This is a genomic window from Amycolatopsis sp. NPDC114478 (assembly GCF_055633805.1).
Map to the genome: position 1 here is coordinate 73,962 of NZ_JBVKDO010000013.1, position 20,789 is coordinate 94,750.

The 20,789-nt window shown below is 70.8% G+C and carries 17 protein-coding genes; 4 read left to right on the forward strand and 13 right to left on the reverse strand.

What is annotated here, in order from left to right; translation table 11 throughout:
* Nucleotides 1-404 precede the first annotated feature (404 nt).
* On the reverse strand, nt 405-1,775 hold the full coding sequence (gene pdxR, locus ACZ7OH_RS31480) for a MocR-like pyridoxine biosynthesis transcription factor PdxR (RefSeq protein ID WP_470284146.1): 1,371 nt from the start codon (nt 1,773-1,775) through the stop codon (nt 405-407).
* 46 nt (nt 1,776-1,821) lie between these two features.
* Here pdxR and ACZ7OH_RS31485 point away from each other — a divergent pair, with 46 nt between their 5' ends.
* Together ACZ7OH_RS31485 and ACZ7OH_RS31490 are read left to right on the forward strand one after the other, a co-directional pair.
* Complete coding sequence (locus ACZ7OH_RS31485) at nt 1,822-2,283, forward strand: carboxymuconolactone decarboxylase family protein (protein WP_470284147.1); 462 nt, start codon at nt 1,822-1,824, stop codon at nt 2,281-2,283.
* A complete protein-coding gene (locus ACZ7OH_RS31490; protein ID WP_470284148.1) occupies nt 2,280-3,017 on the forward strand; it encodes an isocitrate lyase/PEP mutase family protein in 738 nt (245 codons plus the stop codon). The genes ACZ7OH_RS31485 and ACZ7OH_RS31490 overlap by 4 nt, the downstream gene beginning before the upstream one ends.
* Before the next feature lie 58 nt (nt 3,018-3,075).
* On the opposite strand, the gene ACZ7OH_RS31495 is transcribed toward ACZ7OH_RS31490, so the two are convergent.
* From ACZ7OH_RS31495 to ACZ7OH_RS31550, 12 genes are all read right to left on the reverse strand, one after another.
* Nucleotides 3,076-4,686, reverse strand: coding sequence for a solute symporter family protein (locus ACZ7OH_RS31495; RefSeq protein ID WP_470284149.1), 1,611 nt, complete (start codon nt 4,684-4,686; stop codon nt 3,076-3,078).
* Nucleotides 4,683-5,033: a DUF485 domain-containing protein gene (locus tag ACZ7OH_RS31500; protein WP_470284150.1), complete on the reverse strand. Its 351-nt coding sequence runs from the start codon at nt 5,031-5,033 to the stop codon at nt 4,683-4,685. Before ACZ7OH_RS31500 ends, ACZ7OH_RS31495 begins: the two co-directional genes overlap by 4 nt.
* 70 nt (nt 5,034-5,103) lie before the next feature.
* Nucleotides 5,104-6,828: a sodium/solute symporter gene (locus ACZ7OH_RS31505; RefSeq protein WP_470284151.1), complete on the reverse strand. Its 1,725-nt coding sequence runs from the start codon at nt 6,826-6,828 to the stop codon at nt 5,104-5,106.
* The gene (locus tag ACZ7OH_RS31510) at nt 6,828-7,175 is read right to left on the reverse strand and encodes a hypothetical protein (RefSeq protein ID WP_470284152.1); all 348 of its coding nucleotides are present in this window, start codon (nt 7,173-7,175) and stop codon (nt 6,828-6,830) included. The genes ACZ7OH_RS31505 and ACZ7OH_RS31510 overlap by 1 nt, the downstream gene beginning before the upstream one ends.
* The gene (locus ACZ7OH_RS31515) at nt 7,172-7,927 is read right to left on the reverse strand and encodes a LytR/AlgR family response regulator transcription factor (RefSeq protein ID WP_470284153.1); all 756 of its coding nucleotides are present in this window, start codon (nt 7,925-7,927) and stop codon (nt 7,172-7,174) included. The genes ACZ7OH_RS31510 and ACZ7OH_RS31515 overlap by 4 nt, the downstream gene beginning before the upstream one ends.
* On the reverse strand, nt 7,924-8,970 hold the full coding sequence (locus tag ACZ7OH_RS31520) for a sensor histidine kinase (protein WP_470284337.1): 1,047 nt from the start codon (nt 8,968-8,970) through the stop codon (nt 7,924-7,926). Before ACZ7OH_RS31520 ends, ACZ7OH_RS31515 begins: the two co-directional genes overlap by 4 nt.
* Nucleotides 8,971-9,021: 51 nt before the next feature.
* A complete protein-coding gene (locus ACZ7OH_RS31525; RefSeq protein ID WP_470284154.1) occupies nt 9,022-9,717 on the reverse strand; it encodes a hypothetical protein in 696 nt (231 codons plus the stop codon).
* A gap of 200 nt (nt 9,718-9,917) precedes the next feature.
* Nucleotides 9,918-10,913 (reverse strand): ABC transporter substrate-binding protein, encoded by a 996-nt coding sequence (locus ACZ7OH_RS31530; protein ID WP_470284155.1) that lies wholly within the window; start codon nt 10,911-10,913, stop codon nt 9,918-9,920.
* A gap of 25 nt (nt 10,914-10,938) precedes the next feature.
* Complete coding sequence (locus tag ACZ7OH_RS31535; protein WP_470284156.1) at nt 10,939-11,982, reverse strand: ABC transporter permease; 1,044 nt, start codon at nt 11,980-11,982, stop codon at nt 10,939-10,941.
* Entirely contained in the window at nt 11,979-12,743 is a 765-nt protein-coding gene (locus ACZ7OH_RS31540) for an ATP-binding cassette domain-containing protein (RefSeq protein WP_470284157.1), read from the reverse strand. Before ACZ7OH_RS31540 ends, ACZ7OH_RS31535 begins: the two co-directional genes overlap by 4 nt.
* Entirely contained in the window at nt 12,740-13,777 is a 1,038-nt protein-coding gene (locus tag ACZ7OH_RS31545; RefSeq protein ID WP_470284158.1) for a class I mannose-6-phosphate isomerase, read from the reverse strand. Before ACZ7OH_RS31545 ends, ACZ7OH_RS31540 begins: the two co-directional genes overlap by 4 nt.
* Nucleotides 13,774-14,757, reverse strand: coding sequence for a LacI family DNA-binding transcriptional regulator (locus ACZ7OH_RS31550; RefSeq protein ID WP_086673103.1), 984 nt, complete (start codon nt 14,755-14,757; stop codon nt 13,774-13,776). The genes ACZ7OH_RS31545 and ACZ7OH_RS31550 overlap by 4 nt, the downstream gene beginning before the upstream one ends.
* A 314-nt stretch (nt 14,758-15,071) precedes the next feature.
* Between ACZ7OH_RS31550 and ACZ7OH_RS31555 the strand changes: the two genes are divergently transcribed.
* Nucleotides 15,072-18,296, forward strand: a complete 3,225-nt coding sequence (locus ACZ7OH_RS31555) for a GH92 family glycosyl hydrolase (RefSeq protein ID WP_470284338.1) — start codon at nt 15,072-15,074, stop codon at nt 18,294-18,296.
* Between the two features lie 66 nt (nt 18,297-18,362).
* Nucleotides 18,363-20,750 (forward strand): GH92 family glycosyl hydrolase, encoded by a 2,388-nt coding sequence (locus tag ACZ7OH_RS31560; protein WP_470284159.1) that lies wholly within the window; start codon nt 18,363-18,365, stop codon nt 20,748-20,750.
* Nucleotides 20,751-20,789 lie beyond the last annotated feature (39 nt).

The following is a 20,789-nucleotide window of genomic DNA, read 5'->3' on the forward strand; positions in this document are numbered from 1 at the left end:
CCTGCGGCGGGAGGGCACGCCAGCCGGGTGACGGCAGGTGGCGGAGTGGCGTGTGCGGTCAGGATGACGGCTCGCGGTGGGAGTAATGCGTGCGGGCGCGGTGGTGGCCTGCGGTGGAAGTGGTTTTGAGCGGGCCGGGCGGTGGCCCGCGGCGAGAGTGGTGTGTGCGGGCGCGGTGGTGGCCTGCGGCGGGCGTGGTGTGTGCGGGCGCGGTGGTGGCCTGCGGCGGGCGTGGTGTGTGCGGGCCGGTCGTGGCCGTCGGCGGGAGTAGCGCAAGCAGCCGGGCGGTGGCCTGCGGCGGAAGTGGGGTGCCGGCCGGCGGTGGCTCGCGGATGCCCGGGTGGCGCGGTGGCGGGGTTGAGTCGTGGGCCGACAGACGGTATAGCGCGCGGGGCGTGGCGGGTTCAGGCGGTGATCTCCCACAGCGCCTCCACCAGCGTCTGGGTCGCACCGGCGAAGGCGTGCTTTGGTGTTGCCGCGTAGCCGACCAGCAAGCCTCCCTGGCGCTCTTCGTCCATCCAATACCCGTTCAGACCCTCGATGCCAATCGCTCGGCGGCGGCACGCCGCCAGGGCCGTTGCCTCCGACGGCCCTTCCGGGGGCAGCATCAACAGCAGGTGCAAGCCCGCCGCTATGCCCTGGGGGCGGACCGTGTCCGGCAGCGCCGCCAAAAGCCTGGTGCGGCGGGAGCGGTACTCCGCCCGGCTGCGGCGGATGTGCTGGTCGTACGCTCCCGAATCAATCAGCTCGGCCAGCGCCAGCTGGTTCAGCAGGGCCGGTCGGGAACCGCTGTCGGCCATCGCGGCTCGGACCGGTTCGACCAACGACCTGGGCAGCACCAGCCACGCCAGCCGCAGCGCCGGGGCCAGGGTCTTGCTCGCCGTTCCCGCGTACACCACCCGCTCCGGCGCCAATGCCTGCAGCGCTCCGACCTGCTGGCGGTCGAAGCGGAACTCGCCGTCGTAGTCGTCCTCCAGCACTATTGCGCCGGAGCGGGTCAGGGCCGCTCGGCGGTGCGGGGCCAGCGTTACCCCCGTGGGGTACTGATGCGCCGCCGTCACGACCACCGCTGGACTGTCCAAAGCGGACACATCCAAGCCGTCCTCGTCGACCGGCACGCCGACCACCCGTGGGCCTTGCGCCGCCGCGATCGAGCGGTACATGCCCAGCGAGGGGTTCTCGAACGCCATTTCGCCGACACCCAAGGAGAACAACGCCCGGGACAGCACCGCGATCGCGTGCGAATACCCGTGGCACACCACGATCCGCGCCGGGTCCGCGACCACCCCGCGGGCTCTGGCGAGGTACCCCGCCAGAGTGTCCCGCAGCTCGGGCGCGCCCAGTTCCGACTCGTAGCCGAACGCCGACGCCGGCGTCCGCAGCAACGCCCGCCGGGTCGCGGTGATCCACGCCTGGCGCGGGAACGCCGTCAGGTCCGGCCGTCCCGGACGCAGGTCCCAGCGCGGCGCCGGGTCGCGCGGTGCCTGCCTCGGCGCGGACTGGGGGAGCGAACCCGCCGTCGCCACGCGGGTCGGCGCGCCCTGGGCCGTGCGCAGGTACCCCTCCGCGGCCAGGTCGGCGTACACCCGCGTGACCGTGCCGCGCGCGATGCCCAGGTCGGACGCCAGCGCGCGGGTCGACGGGACCGTCGCGTCCGGCTGCCAGCGGCCTTCGCGGATCGCCGCCCGGATCGCGTCGGCGAGGCCGCTCCGGCCGGTCGACGGCTCCCAGCCGAGGTGGACGTCGAGGCCGGAACTGGACCACGAATCTGCCATGCCACTGGACCATACCCGTGGACCAGTTCGGACTAGCGTGGACACCATGACGAAGCGAATCGGACTCGGGCAGGCGCCCGAGCTCTACCAGGCGATGGCCAACCTGCAGGCCGAGGTCAACAAGGCCGGGGCGAACGCCGGCCTCGACCCGAAGCTCCTCGAACTGGTCAAGACCCGCGCGTCCCAGATCAACGGCTGCGCGTACTGCCTCGACATGCACTCCCGCGACGCTCTCGAGCTGGGCGAGTCGCCGCGGCGTCTGTTCGTGCTCGACGGCTGGCGCGAGACGGACCTCTTCACCGAGCAGGAGCAGGCCGCCCTCGCCCTCACCGAGGCGATGACCAAGCTGTCCGCGACCCAGACCGTCCCCGACGACGTCTACGAAGAGGCGGCGCGGGTGTTCACCGAGGACCAGTACCGCGCGGTCGCGTGGGAGGTCATCGCGATCAACAGCTGGAACCGGATGACCATCACCAGCCACACGCCGCTCCCGAAGCGCGACTCGTGACGGCCGCCGCGCTCAAGGCGCTGCACGTCCCCGGCAGGCCCCTGGTCCTGCCGAACGCGTGGGACGCCGACACGGCCAAGCTCGTCGAGGCCGCCGGGTTCGCGGCGGTCGCGACCAGCTCGGTCGCCGTGGCCGCCGCGCTCGGGTTCGCCGACGGCGAGCAGGCGCCCGCGGACGAAATGTTCGCCGCGGCGAGACGCATCGCGAACGCCGTGAGCGTGCCGGTGACCGTCGACGCCGAGTCGGGCTACGGCCTGTCCGGCGCCGAGCTGGCCGGACGGCTGTCCGACGCCGGTGCCGTCGGCTGCAACTTCGAGGACACCGACCACGCCACCGGCGGGGTGCGGCCGGTCGCCGAGCAGGCGGAGCGGATCGCCGCCCTGCGCGACGCGGCGGGCGACGGCCTGGTGATCAACGCCCGGGTCGACTCCTTCCGCGGCGTCGACCCGAAGGACCACCTCGTCGACGGCATCGCCCGGGCACGGGCGTACCTCGAGGCGGGCGCGGACTGCGTCTACCCGATCCACCTGCGCACGCCCGAGGTGCTCGCGGTGTTCGTGGAGGGCGTCGGCGGCGCCGTCAACGCGCCGGCGTGGCCGGGCAGCCCGGGTCTCGGCGGCCTCGCCGAACTGGGGGTGGCGAGGATTTCACTGGGTGGTGGGCTCTGGCAGTACGTCCGCAAGCAGCTCGAAGCGACCCTCGCGGGTGTCGCCGAAGGAAAACTGCCGTACTGAGAAATGGCCGAAGGCCGCCGCGAGGATGACTCACGACGGCCTTCGGTGTCTCTGGGTGTCAGTGGGCGACGGCCTTCTCGGCGCCCGCGCCGGTCAGGGAGCGGACCTCCATCTCGGCGTACTTCTTCTCGTCGTGCTCCTTGGACAGGACCGTGCCCAGCCAGCCCAGGATGAACGCGGCCGGGATCGAGACGATGCCGGGGTTGCTCAGCGGGAACCAGGCGAAGTCCGCGGTCTTGATCATCGACGTGCTCTTGCCGGACACCGCCGGCGAGAACACGATCAGCACGATCGTGATGGCCAGGCCGCCGTAGATCGACCACAGCGCGCCCTGGGTGTTGAACCGCTTCCAGAACAGCGAGTAGAGGATCGTCGGCAGGTTGGCCGACGCCGCGACCGCGAAGGCCAGCGCCACCAGGAACGCGACGTTCTGCCCGTTGGCCAGGATGCCGCCGCCGATGGCGAGGGCGCCGATGACCACCGCGGTGATCCGGGCGACCTTGACCTCGGAGTCCGGCGACGTCTTGCCGCGCTTGACGACGTTCGCGTAGACGTCGTGGGCGAAGGACGCCGACGCCGTGATCGTCAGGCCGGCGACGACCGCGAGGATCGTCGCGAAGGCGACCGCGGAGATCAGGCCCAGCAGCACCGGCCCGCCCAGTTCGAGCGCGAGCAGGGGCGCGGCGGAGTTGACCCCGCCCGGTGCCTTCTTGATCGTGTCCGGCCCGACCAGCGCGCCCGCGCCGTAGCCCAGCACCAGCGTGAACAGGTAGAACACGCCGATCAGCACGATCGCCCAGACCACCGAGCGACGCGCGTCGCGGGCCGTCGGCACCGTGTAGAAGCGCATCAGGACGTGCGGGAGACCGGCGGTGCCCAGCACCAGCGCGATGCCGAGGGAGAAGAAGTCCAGTTTGGACGTTCCGGTGGCGCCGTACTGCTTGCCCGGGCCGAGCAGCGTCTCCCCGGCCTTGCCCGCCTTGTCGACGGCGGCCTGCAGCAGGCTGGAGAAGTTGAAGTTGTACTTGCCGAGCACCCACAGGGTGATCACGAGCGCGCCGACGATCAGCAGCCCGGCCTTGATGATCTGCACCCAGGTGGTGCCCTTCATGCCGCCGATCAGGACGTAGGCGATCATGATCACGCCGACGACCGCGATGACGAGGGCCTGCGCACCGCTGCCTTCGACGCCGAGCAGCAGCGCGACGAGACCGCCGGCGCCGGCCATCTGGGCGAGCAAGTAGAAGAACGACACGGCCAGCGTCGACGTCGCGGCCGCGGCCCGCACCGGGCGCTGCTTCATGCGGAACGCCAGCACGTCGCCCATCGTGAACTTGCCGGTGTTGCGCAGCAGTTCCGCGACCAGCAGCAGCGCGACGAGCCACGCCACGAGGAAGCCGATGGAGTAGAGGAAGCCGTCGTAGCCGTTGATGGCGATCGCGCCCGCGATGCCGAGGAACGACGCCGCCGACAGGTAGTCACCCGAGATCGCGATGCCGTTCTGGGGACCGGTGAACGCGCGCCCGGCGGCGTAGTAGTCCGACGCCGTCTTGGTGTTGCGGCTGGCGCGGAACACGATCACCAGCGTGATGACCACGAAGGCGGCGAAGATGATGATGTTGAGGAGCGGGTTGCTGCCCTCCACCCCCGCGGCGATGTCGAAGTTCACGGCTGCTCCTTCTCGATGTCCTCGCGGATCTTCTCCGCGACCGGGTCGAGCTTCCGGTTGGCGTACCGGACGTAGAGGCCGGTGATGACGAACGTCGAGACGAACTGCAGCAGGCCGAAGATCAGGCCGACGTTGATGTTGCCGAAGACCTTCGTGCTCATGAAGCCGTGCGCGTAGTCCGCGAGCAGCACGTACAGCAGGTACCAGAGGAGGAAGACCGCCGTCATGGGGAAGACGAACCGGCGCAGCCGGCTGCGCAGCTCGCGGAACTCGGTGCTTTCGTGCGCGCGTTCCCAGATGGTCTCTGACGTGTCCGGGGGGCCGCCGCCGGTCTCCGTCGTACTCATCGCTGCTCCCTGCGACGTTGCGGAAAGTGACCTGCGACACCGTAGGGACGTGTGAGTCCCGCGTGAAGATTCAGCGGCTCAACAGCCGGGCCAGACGACGAACGGTTGACGAACGGTCGCGGGGTTCCGTCGAACGGGGTTCGTCCAGGTGCAGGCGGAGCATGGCCGCCGTCGACCAGGCGGGCGGCCGGCCGCGCAGCGAGACCAACGCCATTGCGCCGAATGCCAGCGGTACCGACCAGGGTGCCGGTTGCTGCACCAAGATCGCCACCCAGCCGTGCAGATCCGGGCCGGCGAGGGCGAACAGGATCGAGCCGGACGACGCGATCAGCCCGGTGAGCACCCCGGCGATCCCGCCGGCCGCCGTCAGCCGCGGCCACCAGATGCCGAGCACGAGCAGCGGGCAGAACGTCGACGCGGCCACGGTGAAGCCCCACGTGACGAGCACCCCGGCGTCGAGCTCGGCCGAGCGCAGCGCCAGCAGCACCATGATCGCGGCGACGCCGAACACCGCGATCCGCAGCCGGCGCAGCCCGCCGGGGACGAGGTCGTGCGCGATCGCGCCGGACATCACCAGCAGCAGCCCGAGCGACGTCGCCAGGAACGCCGCGAACGCGCCCGCCGTCAGCAGTGCCGTGAAGAGCCCGCCGGCCCAGCCACTGTCCACTTGGTACGGCAGCGCGACGACCACCGTGTCCGTCGCGCCCGACAAGTAGAGGCCGGGTACGAGAACCCGGCCGAGGACGCCGTAGACGCCGGGGAAGAGGTAGAAGATCCCCAGCAGTGCCACGGTGATCGCGGCGGTGCGGCGCGCGGCGCGGCCGTCCGGGCTGGTGTGGAAGCGCATGAGCACGTGCGGCAGGCCCATCGTGCCGAGCATGGTCGCGATCAACACGGACCACGTGCCGAGCAGCGGGTAGCCCTGGTCGCCGAGGTCGAGCAGCGGCCGCTGCCAGTCGTGCCCGCCCAGCGGGGCGCCGCCGCGGACGGCCGGGACCGCGGTGCCTTCGCCGAACACGACGTCGTCCTGGCTGCGCGCGGTGAACTCGCCCGGCGGCAGGGTCCGCGGGACGCCGTTGACGCGCACGGCGGTCGGCTCGCGGATCTCCATGGTGACGTCGACTTCGAACCGCACCGGCGTCTCGCGGGCGAAGTGCGTGAACTCGACCGGGTGCAGGGCGTCGGCCCGGTTGACCGCGCCGGCCTGCAGCACCAGCCAGATCGCGGGGATGAGGAACAGCAGCAGCTTCAACACGAACTGGAACGCCTGCACGTACGTCGCCGCGCGCATCCCGCCGAGCGCGAGGGTGACGCTGACCGCGGCGCCGGCCAGCACGACGCCGACCCAGTACGGCGTGCCGCCGACCGCGGTGAGCACCAGGCCCGCGGTGCGGAACTGCGGGACGACGTAGATCGTGCCGATCACCAGCACGACCACCGCGGCCAGGCGGCGCAGCGCGGGGGAGTTGAGGCGGGCTTCGGCGAAGTCGGGGACGGTCAGCGCGCCCGACCGGCGCATCGGCGCGGCGACCAGGACGAGCATCGCGATGTAGCCGGCGGTGAAGCCGACCGGGTACCAGAGGGCACCGATTCCGTCCTTGACGACGAGCCCGGCGACGCCGAGGAAGGACGCCGCGGACAGGTATTCGCCGGAGACGGCCGCGGAGTTGACCAGCGGCGAGATCCGGCGGGACGCGACGAGGAAGTCCGACGTCGTGCGCATGGCGGCGACCCCGCGGACGCCGATCAACAGCGTCACGAGGACCACGGGGGCGACGGCGAGCGCGACGCCCACTAGTCGTCCTCGAGGCGTTCGGCGCGACGCAGCTGCCAGCGGGCCAGGACGGCCATCGCCGGGTAGGGGAGGACCGCGATCATCAGCCAGGACACCGGGATTCCCAGCAGCCGCACGGAGTCCAGGCCCGGGAAGATCGCGAAGACCCCCGGCAGGCCGAGCAGGAGGGCGAACATCAGGACCAGCGCGGGGATGCCGCGACGGCGCTGCGCGCGGTAAAGGGTGGTGGCGCGCTGGGTGTCGCTCGCGGGGAGCCGGGGCTGGCGCCAGCGGTGCCGGGAACGGCGGCGCGCGTGGGCGAGACGGGTCTGCGGGCTCGTGACGGCGACCCGGCGGATCTTGCTCATCGCGGACCCGGCCCGAGCTGACCGCGTTGCGCCGCTTCCAGCAGCCGGTCGCGCAGGTCCCGGGCGTGCCGGCGGCTGACCGGGACGTCGCCCGCCTCAGTGTGGGCCAGCAGCCCGCCCGCGCTGTCGCTGCGCAGCTCCAGCACCGCGCCCACCGCCAGCAGGAAGCCCCGGTGCACGCGGCTGAACCCTGTGCCCTCCCAGTACTCCTCGAGCCGCGAAATCGGCATCCGCACCAGGTGGACGCCGCCGCGCGTGTGCAGCCGGACGTAGTCGCCGTGGGCCTCCACGAACAACACGTCGTCGCGGCGGACGTACCGCGTCCGGCCGCCCGACTCCACCGGCAGCGCCGCCATCGCGTCCGGCGTCGGCCGGGACGCCGGGGTCGCCATCCGCAGCACCTTCGCCAGCGCCGCCGACAGCCGCTCGGCGCGGACCGGTTTGAGCAGGTAGTCGACCGCGCCGATGCCGTACGCCGTCACCGCGTGGCCGTCGTGCGCGGTGACGAACACGATCACCGGGGGCTCGCTCAGCTTCGCCAGCAGCGACGCCAGTTCGAGCCCGTCGAGGCCCGGCATCGAGATGTCGAGGAACACCGCGTCGAAGCGGTCCGCCTGAAGCAGCTTCAACGCCTTCAGCGCGTCACTCGCGCCGACGACTTCGCCGACTTCGGGCGCTTCGCGCAGCATGGTGCACAACTCGTCCAGAGCGGGCGCCAGGTCGTCGACGGCGAGCACCCGCAGACCGGTCACGGCAGCACCCCCGGCTGGAACCGCGGCACCCGCACGACCACGCGCGTCCCGGCGCCGACCTCGGTCTCGACGGTCAGGCCGTACCAGGCGCCGTAGACGTCCCGCAGCCGTCTGTCCACATTGGCCAGTCCCAGACCCGCGGGGTCGTCCTCGCCGGTGCGCCCGGCCAGGATGTCCGCCGCGCGCTTCGGGTCCATGCCGACCCCGTCGTCTTCGACGAAGATCACGCAGTCGTTCCCTTCCGCCTGGCCGTGCACCTGGACCAGGCCCGTGCCCGAGCGCGGCTCGATGCCGTGCCGGATCGCGTTCTCCACCAACGGCTCCAGCACCAGGTACGGCACCGCGACGGCGAGGATCTCCGGCGCGACCCGCACCTGGACGCGCAGGCGTTCACCGAGCACCGCCCGCTGCAGTGCCAAGTACGTCTCGATCGCGCGGAACTCCTCGGCGACCACCGTGTACTCGCCGTGGCGAGCGAGGCTGTAGCGCGTGTAGTCGGCGAAGTCGAGCATGAGGTCGCGGGCGCGGTCGGGGTCCGAACGCACCAGCGACGCGATGACGGTCAGCGCGTTGTAGACGAAGTGCGGGGACATCTCGGCCCGCAGCGCCCGCAGTTCGGCCTGCGCCGCCTGTTCGGCCGACGCCTCGAGCCGCCCGCGTTCCAAGGCCTGCACGACGAGGTCCGCGGCCTGGGCCGCGACCGCGTCCCGGACGTCCCCGACGACGAGCAGCGCTCCGGCCAGTTCGTCGCGGACGTGCAGCGGCAGCACCATGACGTCGGGCGCGGAGCCGGGTTCCTCGGTGTGGAGCACGCCGTCGAGCACCGACGCGACGACGGCGTCCGGCCCGGGCCGTCCCGACCACAGCAGCGAGCCGGAGAGGTCGGTGAGCCCGAGCCCGGGGAAGCCGAACAGGCGCCGCAGGCTGTGCGCGGCGCGGCGCGCGCGAGTGCCCGACAGGCCGTCGCGCAGGTCGTCGGTGATCCGACGGGCGGCGGCGAGCACCGGCAGCGGGTCGGCGCGGGACGCCGGGCGCAGGTGCACGGTCAACGGGCCTCCCCTCGGCGACGGTGTCCAGGGCAGTAGATCCTACGGCTACGCGGGGCCCTCCCGGTCGGCCAGCACCTGGGCGTGGCGGCGGAAGCGGCGCCAGGTCCGGTAGTCGTCGAGCGCCGTGACGTCGCCGAGCAGGCTCGTGTTCGCCGGGTACGGCCGGTCGGGCAGCGCGATCCAGCCGGTCGTCCGGGTCTCCTTCACCGCGACCGGCACCGGCCGGAACGTCGTCGGGTCGAGACCGTCGCTGTGCCGGACGACCTCCTCGAAGAACCAGGCCGACGTGATCAGCCCCAGCACGCCGGGCGACGCCTTGAGCGCCTTCTTCAGCGGCGCCGCGTCCAGGAGCCGGAACGCGTGGTTGATCGCCGGTGCCGTCACGCCGTGTTCGTCGTAGGCGACTTCGCCCGCGTGCAGCGCCATCCGGAGCCGGATCCGGGCGCCGGCGTGGTGGGTCAGGTTGTGCCGGTGCAGCGCCACGGCGAGCGCGTTGGGCAAGAACTCGACGAAAAGCCCCTTCGGGATCTGCGGCGGGGCGAGGACGAAGACGCCGTCCCCGCAGTCGTCGCTCCGGCAGGCCGCCCAGGGGACGCCCGCGTCGTCGAACGCCCGGCCGAGCGCGCGGTAGAGCCCTTCGCGCATCGCCAGGCGGTCCGGTGTGGTCCTGCGCTGGTCGCCGTAGCCCTCGACGTCCACGGCGAAGATCGTCCGGTGTATGGCCGGCCGCTCGTAGTTCATCGCACCCTCCCTGCGATCATGCATGTGTAAATGCATGTGCAGATGAGTGTGACGGGGGACACCCGCGCGGGGGAACGGTTCGTGCGGTGAGCGGTGGCCCCGCCGCGGTGACCGGTGGTGACCGATCACCGGCGGTGAAACACCTGGTCAGAACCCCTGCGGGCGGTGCGCACACCACCCGCAGGGATCTGACGGACGGGTCAGCAGGACTGCTTGTAGAAGTACTGCGAGTTGGCGTCCATGTCCGCCTTGGTGATCGAGTGCAGCTGCGCGGTGAGGTTCCGCGTCACTGGCTTGCCCTCGACGGCCGCGACGGCCTGCTGGACGCCCTGGGTGCCGATCGAGGCCGGGTCCTGGGCGATGAGCGCCTGGTACTGGCCGTTCTTCAGGCCCTCGACCTCCGACGGGCTGGCGTCGAAGCCGATCAGGTTGACCGCGCCGACCTTGCCTGCGTTGCGCAGGCCGGTCGCCGCGCCCTCGCCGGTGTTCAGGTTGGTCGCGAAGACGCCGATGAGGTCCGGCGTCGACGACAGGGCCGCCGTCACCTTGGCCGCGGCCTGCTCCGGCTCGTTCTGGGTGAACTGGACGCCGATCGACTTCAGGTTCGGGGTGTTCTTGAGCTCGTCCTCGAAGCCCTTCGCGCGCGCGGCGGTCGTCGACGTGCCCGCGATCGTGTCGAGGACCAGCACCGAGCCGCTCTTGCCGTTCGCGAGCTTCGCCATCGTCTGGGCGGCGAGCTTGCCGCCGGCGGCGTTGTCCGACGAGATCGACGACGCGGCCACGCTGGTGTCCTTGAGCGCGGTGTCGACCTCGACGATCTTCGAGCCGCGGGCCTTCACCTGCTGGATCGGCGCCAGCATCGCGGTGTCGTCGGTGGGGGCGATGAGCAGCGCCGCCGGCGGGTTCGAGCCGAGGGCGTTGACCAGCTGGGTCTGCAGGGGCGCGTCGAACTTCTGCGGCGCCTGCGTGGTCAGTTCGTAGCCGAGCTTCTTCGCCTCGGCCTCCGCCCCGCACTGCAGCGAGATGTAGAACGGCTCGGCCTGCACACCCGGGATCAGCGCCAGCTTCTTGCCGCCGACCGGCTTGGCCGAGTCGCCGGACCCGGTCTGCCCGACCGTGCCGGAGCCGCAGGCGGTGAGCAGGGCGGCGGCGGAGACCACGGCACCCACGGCGGTGAGGGTCTTGGTGAGTTTCATAAGCACCTCTTCGTAGTTGGGGGACTCAGCGGGAGTTGCGGCGACGGCGGCGCTGCTGGTCGAACCAGACCGCGGCGATCAGGACCCAGCTGACGATGAACAGCTGCCAGAAGTCCTGGACGTGGATGATGGTGAAACCCTTTCGCAGCACGGCGGGGATGAACACCCCGATCACCGTGCCCAGGATCGTGCCGACGCCGCCGAAGAGGCTGGTGCCGCCCATCACGACCGCGGTGATGGCGTTGAGGTTGTCGGTGGTGTGCCCGGAGATGGTGGTCGAGTTGTAGTAGGCCAGCGAAAGGAACCCGGCGAGCCCGGCCAGGAAGCCGGTGAGCGTGTACACCTTCAGCAGGTGGGCGGTGACGCCGATGCCGACCCGTCGCGCGCCCTCGGCGTTCGAGCCCACGGCGAAGGTGTAGCGGCCGAACTTCGTCGTCCGGAGCAGCCAGGCCCCGATCACGGTGATCACGATCGCCACGATCACCAGGTTCGGCACCACGCCGAAGGAAGTGCCGTAGCCGAGGGTCTGGGTGAGCACGGCCGGCACGGTGCGCAGGTCCGAACCGCCGTTGAACAGGTAGGCGGTGGCCAGCGCGGCCCCCATGGTGCCGAGCGTGACGATCAGCGGCGGGAGCTTCGCCAGCGCGACGAGGGCGCCGTTGATCAGGCCCCAGATCGTGCCGGTGACCACGGCGACGACCAAGCCGACGACGATGACGCCCCAGCCCGCCTTCGACGCGTCGCCCCCGGAGAGCGCCTCCATCGTCTTGCCGCCGGCCATGCCCGAGAGGATCAGCACCGAGCCGACCGAGAGGTCGATGCCCGCGGTGATGATCACGAACGTCATGCCGACCGACAGGATCAGCAGCACCGAGGACTCGATGAACAGGGTTTGGAAGGTGAACAGCGTCGGGAAGGTGTCCGGCGCGATCACGCTGAACATCACGATCAGGAGCAGCAGCACCAGGCCGATCCAGAACGTGTTGGCCTCCACCAGGCGCTTGCCCAGCGGCCGCTTGCCGAAGCCCGCTTCGGGCGACTCCTGGATGTCCTTCACCGGTGCGCTCACGCGGCCTCCTCCTGCACGAGGGCGCCGGTCATCGCGGCGACGAGGTCCTCGAGCTTCGTGTCCGGCCCGCTGAACCGGGCGACGCGCTTGCCGAGCCGCAGCACCTCGACGCGGTCGGCGACCGACAGCACCTCGGGCATGTTGTGGCTGATCAGCACGACGGCGATGCCCTTGTCGCGCACCTTCTTGATGACGTCGAGCACGCGTTCCCGCTGCACGACGCCGAGCGCGGCCGTCGGCTCGTCCATGAACACGACCTTCGACGCCCACACGACGGAACGGGCGACCGCGACGCTCTGCCGCTGCCCGCCGGACAGCGCGCCGATCGGGACGTCGGTGCTCTGCAGCGTCACGCCGAGGCGCTGGAACTCCTCGATCGCCCGCCGCCGCATCTCGGCCTTGTCGAGCATGCCGAGCTTGCCGAGGATGCCCTTGCGGTGGATCTCGCGGCCGAGGAAGAGGTTCGCCGCCGGGTCCAGCTCGGGTGCGACGGCCAGGTCCTGGTACACGGTCTCGATGCCCATCCGCCGCGCCGTCGTCGGCGAGTCGAAGCGCACCTCCCCGCCGTCGAGGAGGATCTTCCCCGTCGTCGGCTGCTCCGCGCCGGAGAGGCACTTGACCAGGGTGGACTTGCCGGCGCCGTTGTCGCCGATCAGCGCCGTCACCTCGCCCGCGCGCGCCTGGAACGACGCGCCGCGCAGGGCTTCGACGGATCCGTAGTGCTTGGTCAGGTCGACCGCGTCCAGGAGGATTTCGCTCATCCGCGCCTCTCTTCCGGTGCCGGCGGCCGGCAGCGGATCACCGTCGCCGCGCCGGACAGCTCGGTCTGGCCGGCGTCGAACGGGACGACGTAGGTGTCGCCCTTCGCCAGCGCGTGCTCGCCGCCGTGCTCGGTGCGCAGGGTGCCTTCGCCGTCGAGGACGACCAGGACCGCGAACGACGGGTCGAGTGACAACGTTGTCAGGTTGTCCGTGCGCAGCTGCTCGGCTCGGAAGAACCGCTCCGATCCGCCGGCCAGCAGGTCCACAGTGGACGCGCGCTCGCCCGCGGTGCGCTTGATGATGGTCTCGAGGCGCTCGTCGTCCCAGCCCGACGTGTCGAGGGCCTGGATCGCCGTGTCGAAGCCGATCCCGAGGTGGCCCTTCTCCGGCGACGCGAGGAAGTCGCGCCACTCGATGGTCAGCGAGAAGTCCGTCGGCTGCTGCAGTTCGACGACGAACACGCCCTCGCCGATCGCGTGCGGCAGGCCCGCCGGGATGTAGACGGTGTCGCCCGCGGTCACCGGGACGCTGTTCAGCGCGCCCAGCATCGACGGCACGTCCTGCTCCCGCGTCCACTCGGACACGGTGTGCTTCGACAGCGTCTCCTTGAACCCGGGGTAGACGCGCGGGTCGTCGCCGTACGTGCCGACCACGATCCACGCCTCGGTCTTGCCGAAGTGCGAGTCGAAGTGCTGCTGGGCGAACGCGTCGTCCGGGTGGAAGTGCACGGGCAGCCGCTGGCCCGCGTCGAGCAGCTTGACCAGCAGCCCGGTCGACGTCCCGAGCGCCTCGACGTGCTTGGCGCCGAGCCAGCCGTTCGGGTTCGCGATGACGGCGTCGCGCAGCCACGCGCCGTCCGGGAGCCGGGTCAGGCCGTTGGTGTCCTGGCCGAACATGGTGGTCGCCGAGGCGACCCAGTCCTCCGGGCCGAACTTCTTGTCCGGCGAGGCTCCGCGCAGCGCCGCGATGGCGTCGCCCCCGCGGTAGAACTGCGGCGGCTGGTTGGCCGGGAGCCGGATGGGTTCGAGGGTCACGGGGCGACCTCACCGGAACCGCGGGCGACGAGATGCACGGGCAGGACGACCTTTCTGGGCGGGGACTGATCTCCTTGAACACGCGCGAAGAGCAGCTCGGCCGCGGCGTGGCCGAGGGCGCTCACGTCGTGCGCGACGACGGTGACCGGCGGGTCGAGCAGGTCCGCCAGCTCGAAGTCGTCGAAGCCGACCATCGCCGGGCGGTACTCGGCGTGGGCCAGCGCGCGCAGCAGGTGCACGGCGACCCGGTTGTTGCCCGCGATCACGGCGGTGGCCGCGTCCGGTCCGTGCAGCAGCCGCTTCACGGCGTCGCCGATGCCCTCCTGCGTCGGCGTCCGCATGGAGACCAGCGACTCGTCGTAGGAGATGCCGTTGCGGACGCAGCCTTCGCGGAACCCGCGCAGGCGCTCGGCCGCGGTGAAGATGTCCGGGCTGTCGCCCAGGAACGCGATCCGCCGGTGGCCGTGCTTCGCCAGGTGCGTGACGGCCTCGATGGTGCCGCCGAGGTTGTCGACCAGCACGGTGTCGGCCACGATGTCGCCGGCCGGCCGGTCGATGAACACCACCGGCGTGCCCGCGCGCATCTCCGGCACGAGGTAGCCGTGCTGCAGGCCGGCCGGGACGACGAGGATGCCGTCCACCCGCCGCGCGCAGAACTCGAGGACGAGCTCGCGCTCGCGGTCGGAGTTCTCCTCCGACGAGCCGGTGAGCACCTGGCGCCCGAACGACGTCGCGATACGCTCGACCGCGCGGTTCAGCTCGGAGTAGAAGGGGTTGCCGACGTCCTCGACGATCAGCCCGATGGTGCCGGTCGTCGACCCGCGGCGCAGGTTGCGCGCGCCCAGGTTGCGCCGGAACCCCAGCTGCTCGATGGCCGCCATGACCCGCTCGGCGGTGTCCGGGTGCACCGCCGGTTCGTCGTTGACCACGCGCGAGACGGTCTTGATCGACACGCCCGCCAGCCGGGCCACGTCGCTCATCGTGGCTCGCCTGCTCGCGGTGCGCGTGGCGCCGTCCCGGTCCCGGCCGGGGGGAGACAACGTTGTCATAGTGACCGGGATTGAACGCCACCCGCTGGTGGGTTGTCAACGCTTCACGCGCGAATTGTGCCGATTCGGCTACTGACGTCGTAGGGCAGACGGCTGATCATGCTGTCCCGAAGTGGACAGGTCTTGACGAGACCCCTTGACGATCCGGTGAGCCGCTGCCCAAGGTGGCCCGGTTCTACCGACTGCGCGACAAGGTTGTCATGACACCGTTTCCGGTCGCGCTGATGAGGTGAGAGGCGATGGCGATGGCGCGAGCGCGCTTCAGAGCCGGTTTTACCTTCCTGGCATTGGCGGTGACGGCAGCGGTGGCTCCCGCTGTCCCCGCCGCGGCGGCCCCGGCGACGGACTTCGCCAAGTGGGTCAACCCCTTCGTCGGCACCCGTCCCGGCGGCGCCGACCACGGCACCGGGGGCGGTGCCGGCAACACGTTCCCGGGCGCGGTCGCGCCGTTCGGCATGGTGCAGTGGAGCCCGGACACGGTGAAGTCCCAGCCGGGCGGGTACTTCTACGACGACAACGCCCTGACCGGGTTCAGCCTGACGCACCTTTCGGGCGCGGGCTGCTCGGCCTACGAGGACATCCCGTTCATCCCTTATGTCGGTGAAGTGACGACTTCCCCGGCGACCGACCCAGGCCACTACACGTCGAAGTTCTCGCACGCCAACGAACACGCGACCGCGGGCGCCTACGACGTCACCCTCGACAGCGGCGCGAAGGTCGAGCTGAGCGCGACCCAGCGCACCGGCTCCGCGCGGCTGACCTACCCGGCCGGCGTGTCCTCGACGCTGCTGGTCAACACCTCCGGCTCGGTCAACGGCACCGACGACGCGTCGATAACCATCGGCAAGGACACCATCAGCGGCTGGGCCACGAGCGGCCGCTTCTGCGGGGCGCGCAACAGCTACCGCGTCTACTTCTCGGCCAAGTTCGACACGCCGTTCGCGTCGATCGGCACGTGGAAGAACGGCGCCGTGACGCCGAACAAGGCCGCGGAAACCGGTGGCGCCAAGGCGAAGGTCGCGCAGCCCAACGGCGTCGACGCGTCGATCGCGCGCACCACCACGGCCAAGCAGCAGAACACGACCGTCAGCGGACCCGGCAGCGGCGGGTACGTCACCTTCGCCAACCTCAACGGCGCCCAGGTGAACGTCCAGGTCGGACTGTCCTTTGTGTCCGTCGACGGCGCGAAGGCCAACCTGAAGGCGGAGAACACCGGCAAGTCCTTCGACACCATCGCGGCGGGCGCGCGCAAGGCGTGGAACGCGCAGCTCGGCAAGATCGCCGTCACCGGCGGCTCGGACGCCGACATGACGACGTTCTACACCTCGCTCTACCACTCGCTGATCCAGCCGAACGTGTTCTCCGATGCGGACGGTCAGTACCCGGGCTTCGACGGCCGGATCCACACGGCCGACAAGGGCCACGCGATGTACACCAACTTCTCCGGCTGGGACATCTACCGCTCGGAGATCCCGCTCCTGGCGACGATCGACCCCAAGGAGACCTCGGACATCGTCCGGTCGATGATGGCCTACGCCGAGCAGGGTGGCTCATGGGACCGCTGGACGGTGGCCAACGACTACACCGGCGTCATGAACGGCGACCCGTACCACATCATCGTCTCCAGCGCGTACGCGTTCGGCGCGCGTGACTTCGACGCCCAGAAGGCGTTGCTGCTCATGATCAAGGGCGCCACCCAGCCGACGCAGGGCTACACCGAGCGGCCGGGTCTCGAGGACTACCAGAAGCTCGGGTACGTGCCGGGCGCGGGCGCGGACACGCTCGAGTACACCAGCGCCGACTTCTCCATCGCCCAGTTCGCGAAGCGGCTCGGCGACGGCGCGACGTACACGACGTTCATGAAGCGCGCGCAGAACTGGCAGAACCTCTACAACCCGGGTACCGGGCACTTGCAGCCGCGCAACGCGGACGGCTCGTTCGCCGGCACCTACGACCCCGCCAGCTCGCAGGGCTGGGTCGAGGGCAACGGCGCGCAGTACGAGTGGATGGTGCCCTACGACCTCGGCGGCGTCGTGACGGCGTTCGGCGGGAACACCGCGACCCAGTCCCGGCTGGACACCTTCTTCACCCAGCTGAACGCGGGCACGCAGCTCCCGTACGCCTTCATGGGCAACGAGCCGAACTCCAACGCGCCGTACGTGTACTCCTACGCGGGCGCCCCGGCCAAGACCCAGGCGATCGTGCACCGCTCGATGAACGAGCTGTACAACCCGCGTCCCGAGGGCCTGATCGGCAACGACGACCTCGGCCAGATGTCGGCCTGGTACGTGTGGTCCGCGCTCGGCGTCTACCCGGAGATCCCGGGCCGCGCCGAGACGCTGCTGGTCACCCCGCGCTTCGAGCACACCGTGCTCACCACCGGCGCGGGCAAGAAGATCACCATCAACGCGCCGGGCACCGGCGACTACGTGGGCAGCCTGAAGGTCAACGGCGGCGCGGCGGCGAAGGCGTGGCTGCCGGAGGCGCTGATCTCCAGCGGTGGCACGCTCGACTACACGCGGTCCGCCACGGCGACCTCGTGGGGCAGCGCGACGGCCGACGCCCCGCCGTCGTTCCGGGAGCAGGAGAAGCCGAGCTTGTCCTTTGTGGACCCGGCGCGCGCGGTGACGCCCGCGGGGTCGACGTCGAAGGCGTCCGTGGGTGTCCAGGACCTTTCGGGTGTCGCCCGGACCTGGACCTACAGCGCGGGCAGCGTCGACGGGATCACGCTGACCCCGGCGACGGGCACCATCGCGGTGCCCGCCGCGGGCAAGGCGAGCGCGGAGCTGACGGTTTCGGTCCCGGCGGGCCTGGCCGACGGCGCGCGGCGCATCCCGGTGACGTTCTCCGCACCGGGCGTGGCCTCCTCGCAGGCCGTCCTGACGGTGCTGGTGGCGCAGCCGAACAGCTGGCTCGCCACGGTGAACAACGCCGGCATCTCCCCGGATTCGAACTCGGGCGCGGCGAACTTCGACGGCGGCGGCTGGAGCTACTCGGCCGACGCCCTCGCCGCGGCCGGTGCCACCCCGGGCGGCACGGTCACCAGTGACGGCATCAAGTTCACCTGGCCGGCGTTCCCGGCCGGCGACCCGGACAACGTGGTCGCCGGCGGCCAGACGGTGAACGTCAGCGGTTCCGGGCGGCTGGCGCTGCTCGGCTCGGCGTCCAACGGCAACGCGTCCGGCACGCTGACGCTGACCTACACCGACGGCACGACGTCCACGGCCACCATCGGGTTCTCCGACTGGACCCTCGGTGGCGGCGGCGCTCAGCCGGCGTTCGGCAACCGGATCGTCCTGTCGACGCCCTACCGCAACGCCTCGGGCGGCGACCCGCAGCAGATCCGCACGATGGTGTTCGGCACCAACCCGATCACGTTGGCCGCGGGCAAGACCCTCGCCAGCGTCACGCTGCCGGACAACGTGAGCGGCGGCGCGTTGCACGTGTTCGCGATCGGCGTCGGCGCGTAATGACCCACCGGTGAAAGGCCGCCCGCCTCGCGCGGGCGGCCTTTCTTCGCATGGAGAGGAAGCTCAGTGAAGAGCAAGGTCCTGGCGGGCGCGCTGGCGCTCGCCGTGGTGGCGACGGGGGTGAGTCCCGTCGTCGCGGAAGCGTCCGGAGGGGACTCCCTCGACGCCGTCAACACGTTCATCGGCACGCAGGACGAAGGCAACACCTTCCCCGGCGCCTCGGCGCCGTTCGGGATGACGCAGATCAGCCCGATCACCTCGCACTACGCCGGCTACCGCTACACCGACACCGCGATCCGCGGGTTCGGGCACTTCTTCCTGTCCGGCGCGGGCTGCTGGGAGCAGGGCGGCCTCGTCTCGACGCTGCCGACGACCGGCGAAGTCGGCCCCGGCAAGGCGTTCGACACGAGCGCGCCGGAAACATTCGACCAGAAGCAGTACGCGGCGCCGTTCACCCACGACGGCGAGGTCGGCAAGCCCGGCTACTACAAGGTCCACCTGATCGGCTACGGCGGCGTCGACGTCGAGACGACCGCGGCGACCCGCGCCGGCGTCGAGCGGTACACCTTCGCGAAACCCGGTGAGGCGAACGTCTTCGTCAACGTCGGGCAGGCCAACGACAAGGAACCGGTCACCGGCAGCAGCATCCGGGTCGTCGACGACCGGACCGTCGAAGGAACTGTGGAGTCGCAGGCGTTCTGCGGCGGCAAGGCCTACACGACGTACTTCACGACGAAGTTCGACAAGCCGTTCAAGGCGTTCGGGACGTGGTCGCCGACCGGCGGCACCCCCGGGGCACGCGAGTCGAGCGGCGCCGCCGGTCTGCGTGGCGCGTGGCTGACGTTCGGCGGGCAGAGCCAGGTCACCGCGACCACCGCGATCTCCCAGGTGGACGCGCAGGGCGCGCGGGTCAACCTGGCGTCGGAGAAGATCCGGTCGTTCGACGCGGCCAAGGACGCGGTGCAGCGCACCTGGCGCCATGAGCTGTCCACTGTGGACATCAAGGGCGGCACGACGGACGACCGCACGGTGTTCTACACCTCGCTCTACCACGCGCTGCTGCAGCCGCTGACGGCGAACGACGCCGACGGCCGCTACTACGGCTTCGACAAGAAGATCCACCGCGCGGTCGGCTGGACGTACTACGACTTCTTCTCGCTGTGGGACACCTACCGCTCCCAGAACCAGCTCCTGGCGCTGCTGCGGCCCAGCCGCGCGAAGGACATCGCCAAGAGCATCCTCGCCATCCACGATCAGGGCGGCTGGCTGCCGCGGTGGGCGTACGCGAGCCAGGAGACGAACACGATGACCGGTGACCCGGTCACGCCGTTCCTGGTGGACCTCTGGCGGTTCGGCGCGCTGTCGGGCGAGGAGGCGCACGCCTACCAGGCCCTCCTGCAGAACTCGACGCAGATCCCGCCGGCGTCGTCGCCGTTCCAGGGCCGCTCGGGCAACGCGAGCTACCAGCAGGACGGCTTCGTCCAGTACGACCCGGACTTCCCGAAGAAGGGGCAGGACACCGACCCGAACCACGGCGCTTCGGCCACCCTGGAGTACGCGCTCGGTGACTGTTCGCTGTCGGTCATGGCCGCCGCGCTCGGCAAGAAGGACGACGCGGCCGCGCTGAAGGCGAAGGGCCGGACCTACCGGACGCTGTGGGACGAAACGCAGACCGACCGCGGCTTCACCGGCTTCTTCCGGCCGAAGGTCCTCGGCGGCGCCTGGTTCAGCCCCGGCGACAAGCCGTACAGCCCGCAGAGCCAGGACGGCTTCCACGAGGGCACGGCCTGGCAGTACCAGTGGCTCGTCCAGCAGGACGTGCCCGGCCTGGAGCAGCGGATGGGCGGTCCGGCGGCCACCGGCAAGCGCCTCGACGACTTCTTCGCCTACGACGAGCTGGTGAAGAACCCGGCGACGGCGGTCCGCGAGAACTGGGTGGTCGGCCCGTACGACTACTACGACCAGTTCCGCTACAACCCGAACAACGAGCCCGACCTGCACTCGCCGTGGATGTACGCGCTCACCGGGCAGCCGGCGAAGACGTCGACGGTGGTGCGGGCGGCGCACACGCTGTTCACCAACGCGCCCAACGGCGTGACCGGGAACGACGACCTCGGCACCATGTCGGCCTGGTACGTCTTCAGCGCGCTCGGGCTCTACCCCGCCGTCCCAGGGACTGGGAACTTCGTGCTGAACGCGCCGCGGTTCGAGAAGTCGGTGCTGCACCTGGAGAACGGGCGTGACATCACGGTCAAGGCGCCCGGTGCGGACGGCTCGAAGCTGCAGTACGTCTCGGGCCTCAGGGTGGACTCGCGCGCCAGTGACCGCGTGTACGTCAACGTGGACCAGTTGAAGCGCGGCACGACGCTCGACTTCCGCCTGACCGCCGACGCCGCCGCGGCGACGTGGGGGACGTCACCCGCGTCCGCCCCGGTTTCGCCCTGCGCGGAGTAGACAAAGGACGCTCACGGTCGTGGTCCAGACCACAATGGA

Coding starts and splice junctions, on each gene's coding strand:
- ACZ7OH_RS31550 (WP_086673103.1), bottom strand. CDS start 14,757: ATGAGCGACGTGGCCCGGCTGGCGGGCGTGTCGATCAAGACCGTCTCG.
- ACZ7OH_RS31555 (WP_470284338.1), top strand. CDS start 15,072: ATGGCGCGAGCGCGCTTCAGAGCCGGTTTTACCTTCCTGGCATTGGCG.
- ACZ7OH_RS31485 (WP_470284147.1), top strand. CDS start 1,822: ATGACGAAGCGAATCGGACTCGGGCAGGCGCCCGAGCTCTACCAGGCG.
- ACZ7OH_RS31525 (WP_470284154.1), bottom strand. CDS start 9,717: ATGAACTACGAGCGGCCGGCCATACACCGGACGATCTTCGCCGTGGAC.
- ACZ7OH_RS31530 (WP_470284155.1), bottom strand. CDS start 10,913: ATGAAACTCACCAAGACCCTCACCGCCGTGGGTGCCGTGGTCTCCGCC.
- ACZ7OH_RS31540 (WP_470284157.1), bottom strand. CDS start 12,743: ATGAGCGAAATCCTCCTGGACGCGGTCGACCTGACCAAGCACTACGGA.
- ACZ7OH_RS31510 (WP_470284152.1), bottom strand. CDS start 7,175: ATGAGCAAGATCCGCCGGGTCGCCGTCACGAGCCCGCAGACCCGTCTC.
- ACZ7OH_RS31500 (WP_470284150.1), bottom strand. CDS start 5,033: ATGAGTACGACGGAGACCGGCGGCGGCCCCCCGGACACGTCAGAGACC.
- pdxR (WP_470284146.1), bottom strand. CDS start 1,775: ATGGCAGATTCGTGGTCCAGTTCCGGCCTCGACGTCCACCTCGGCTGG.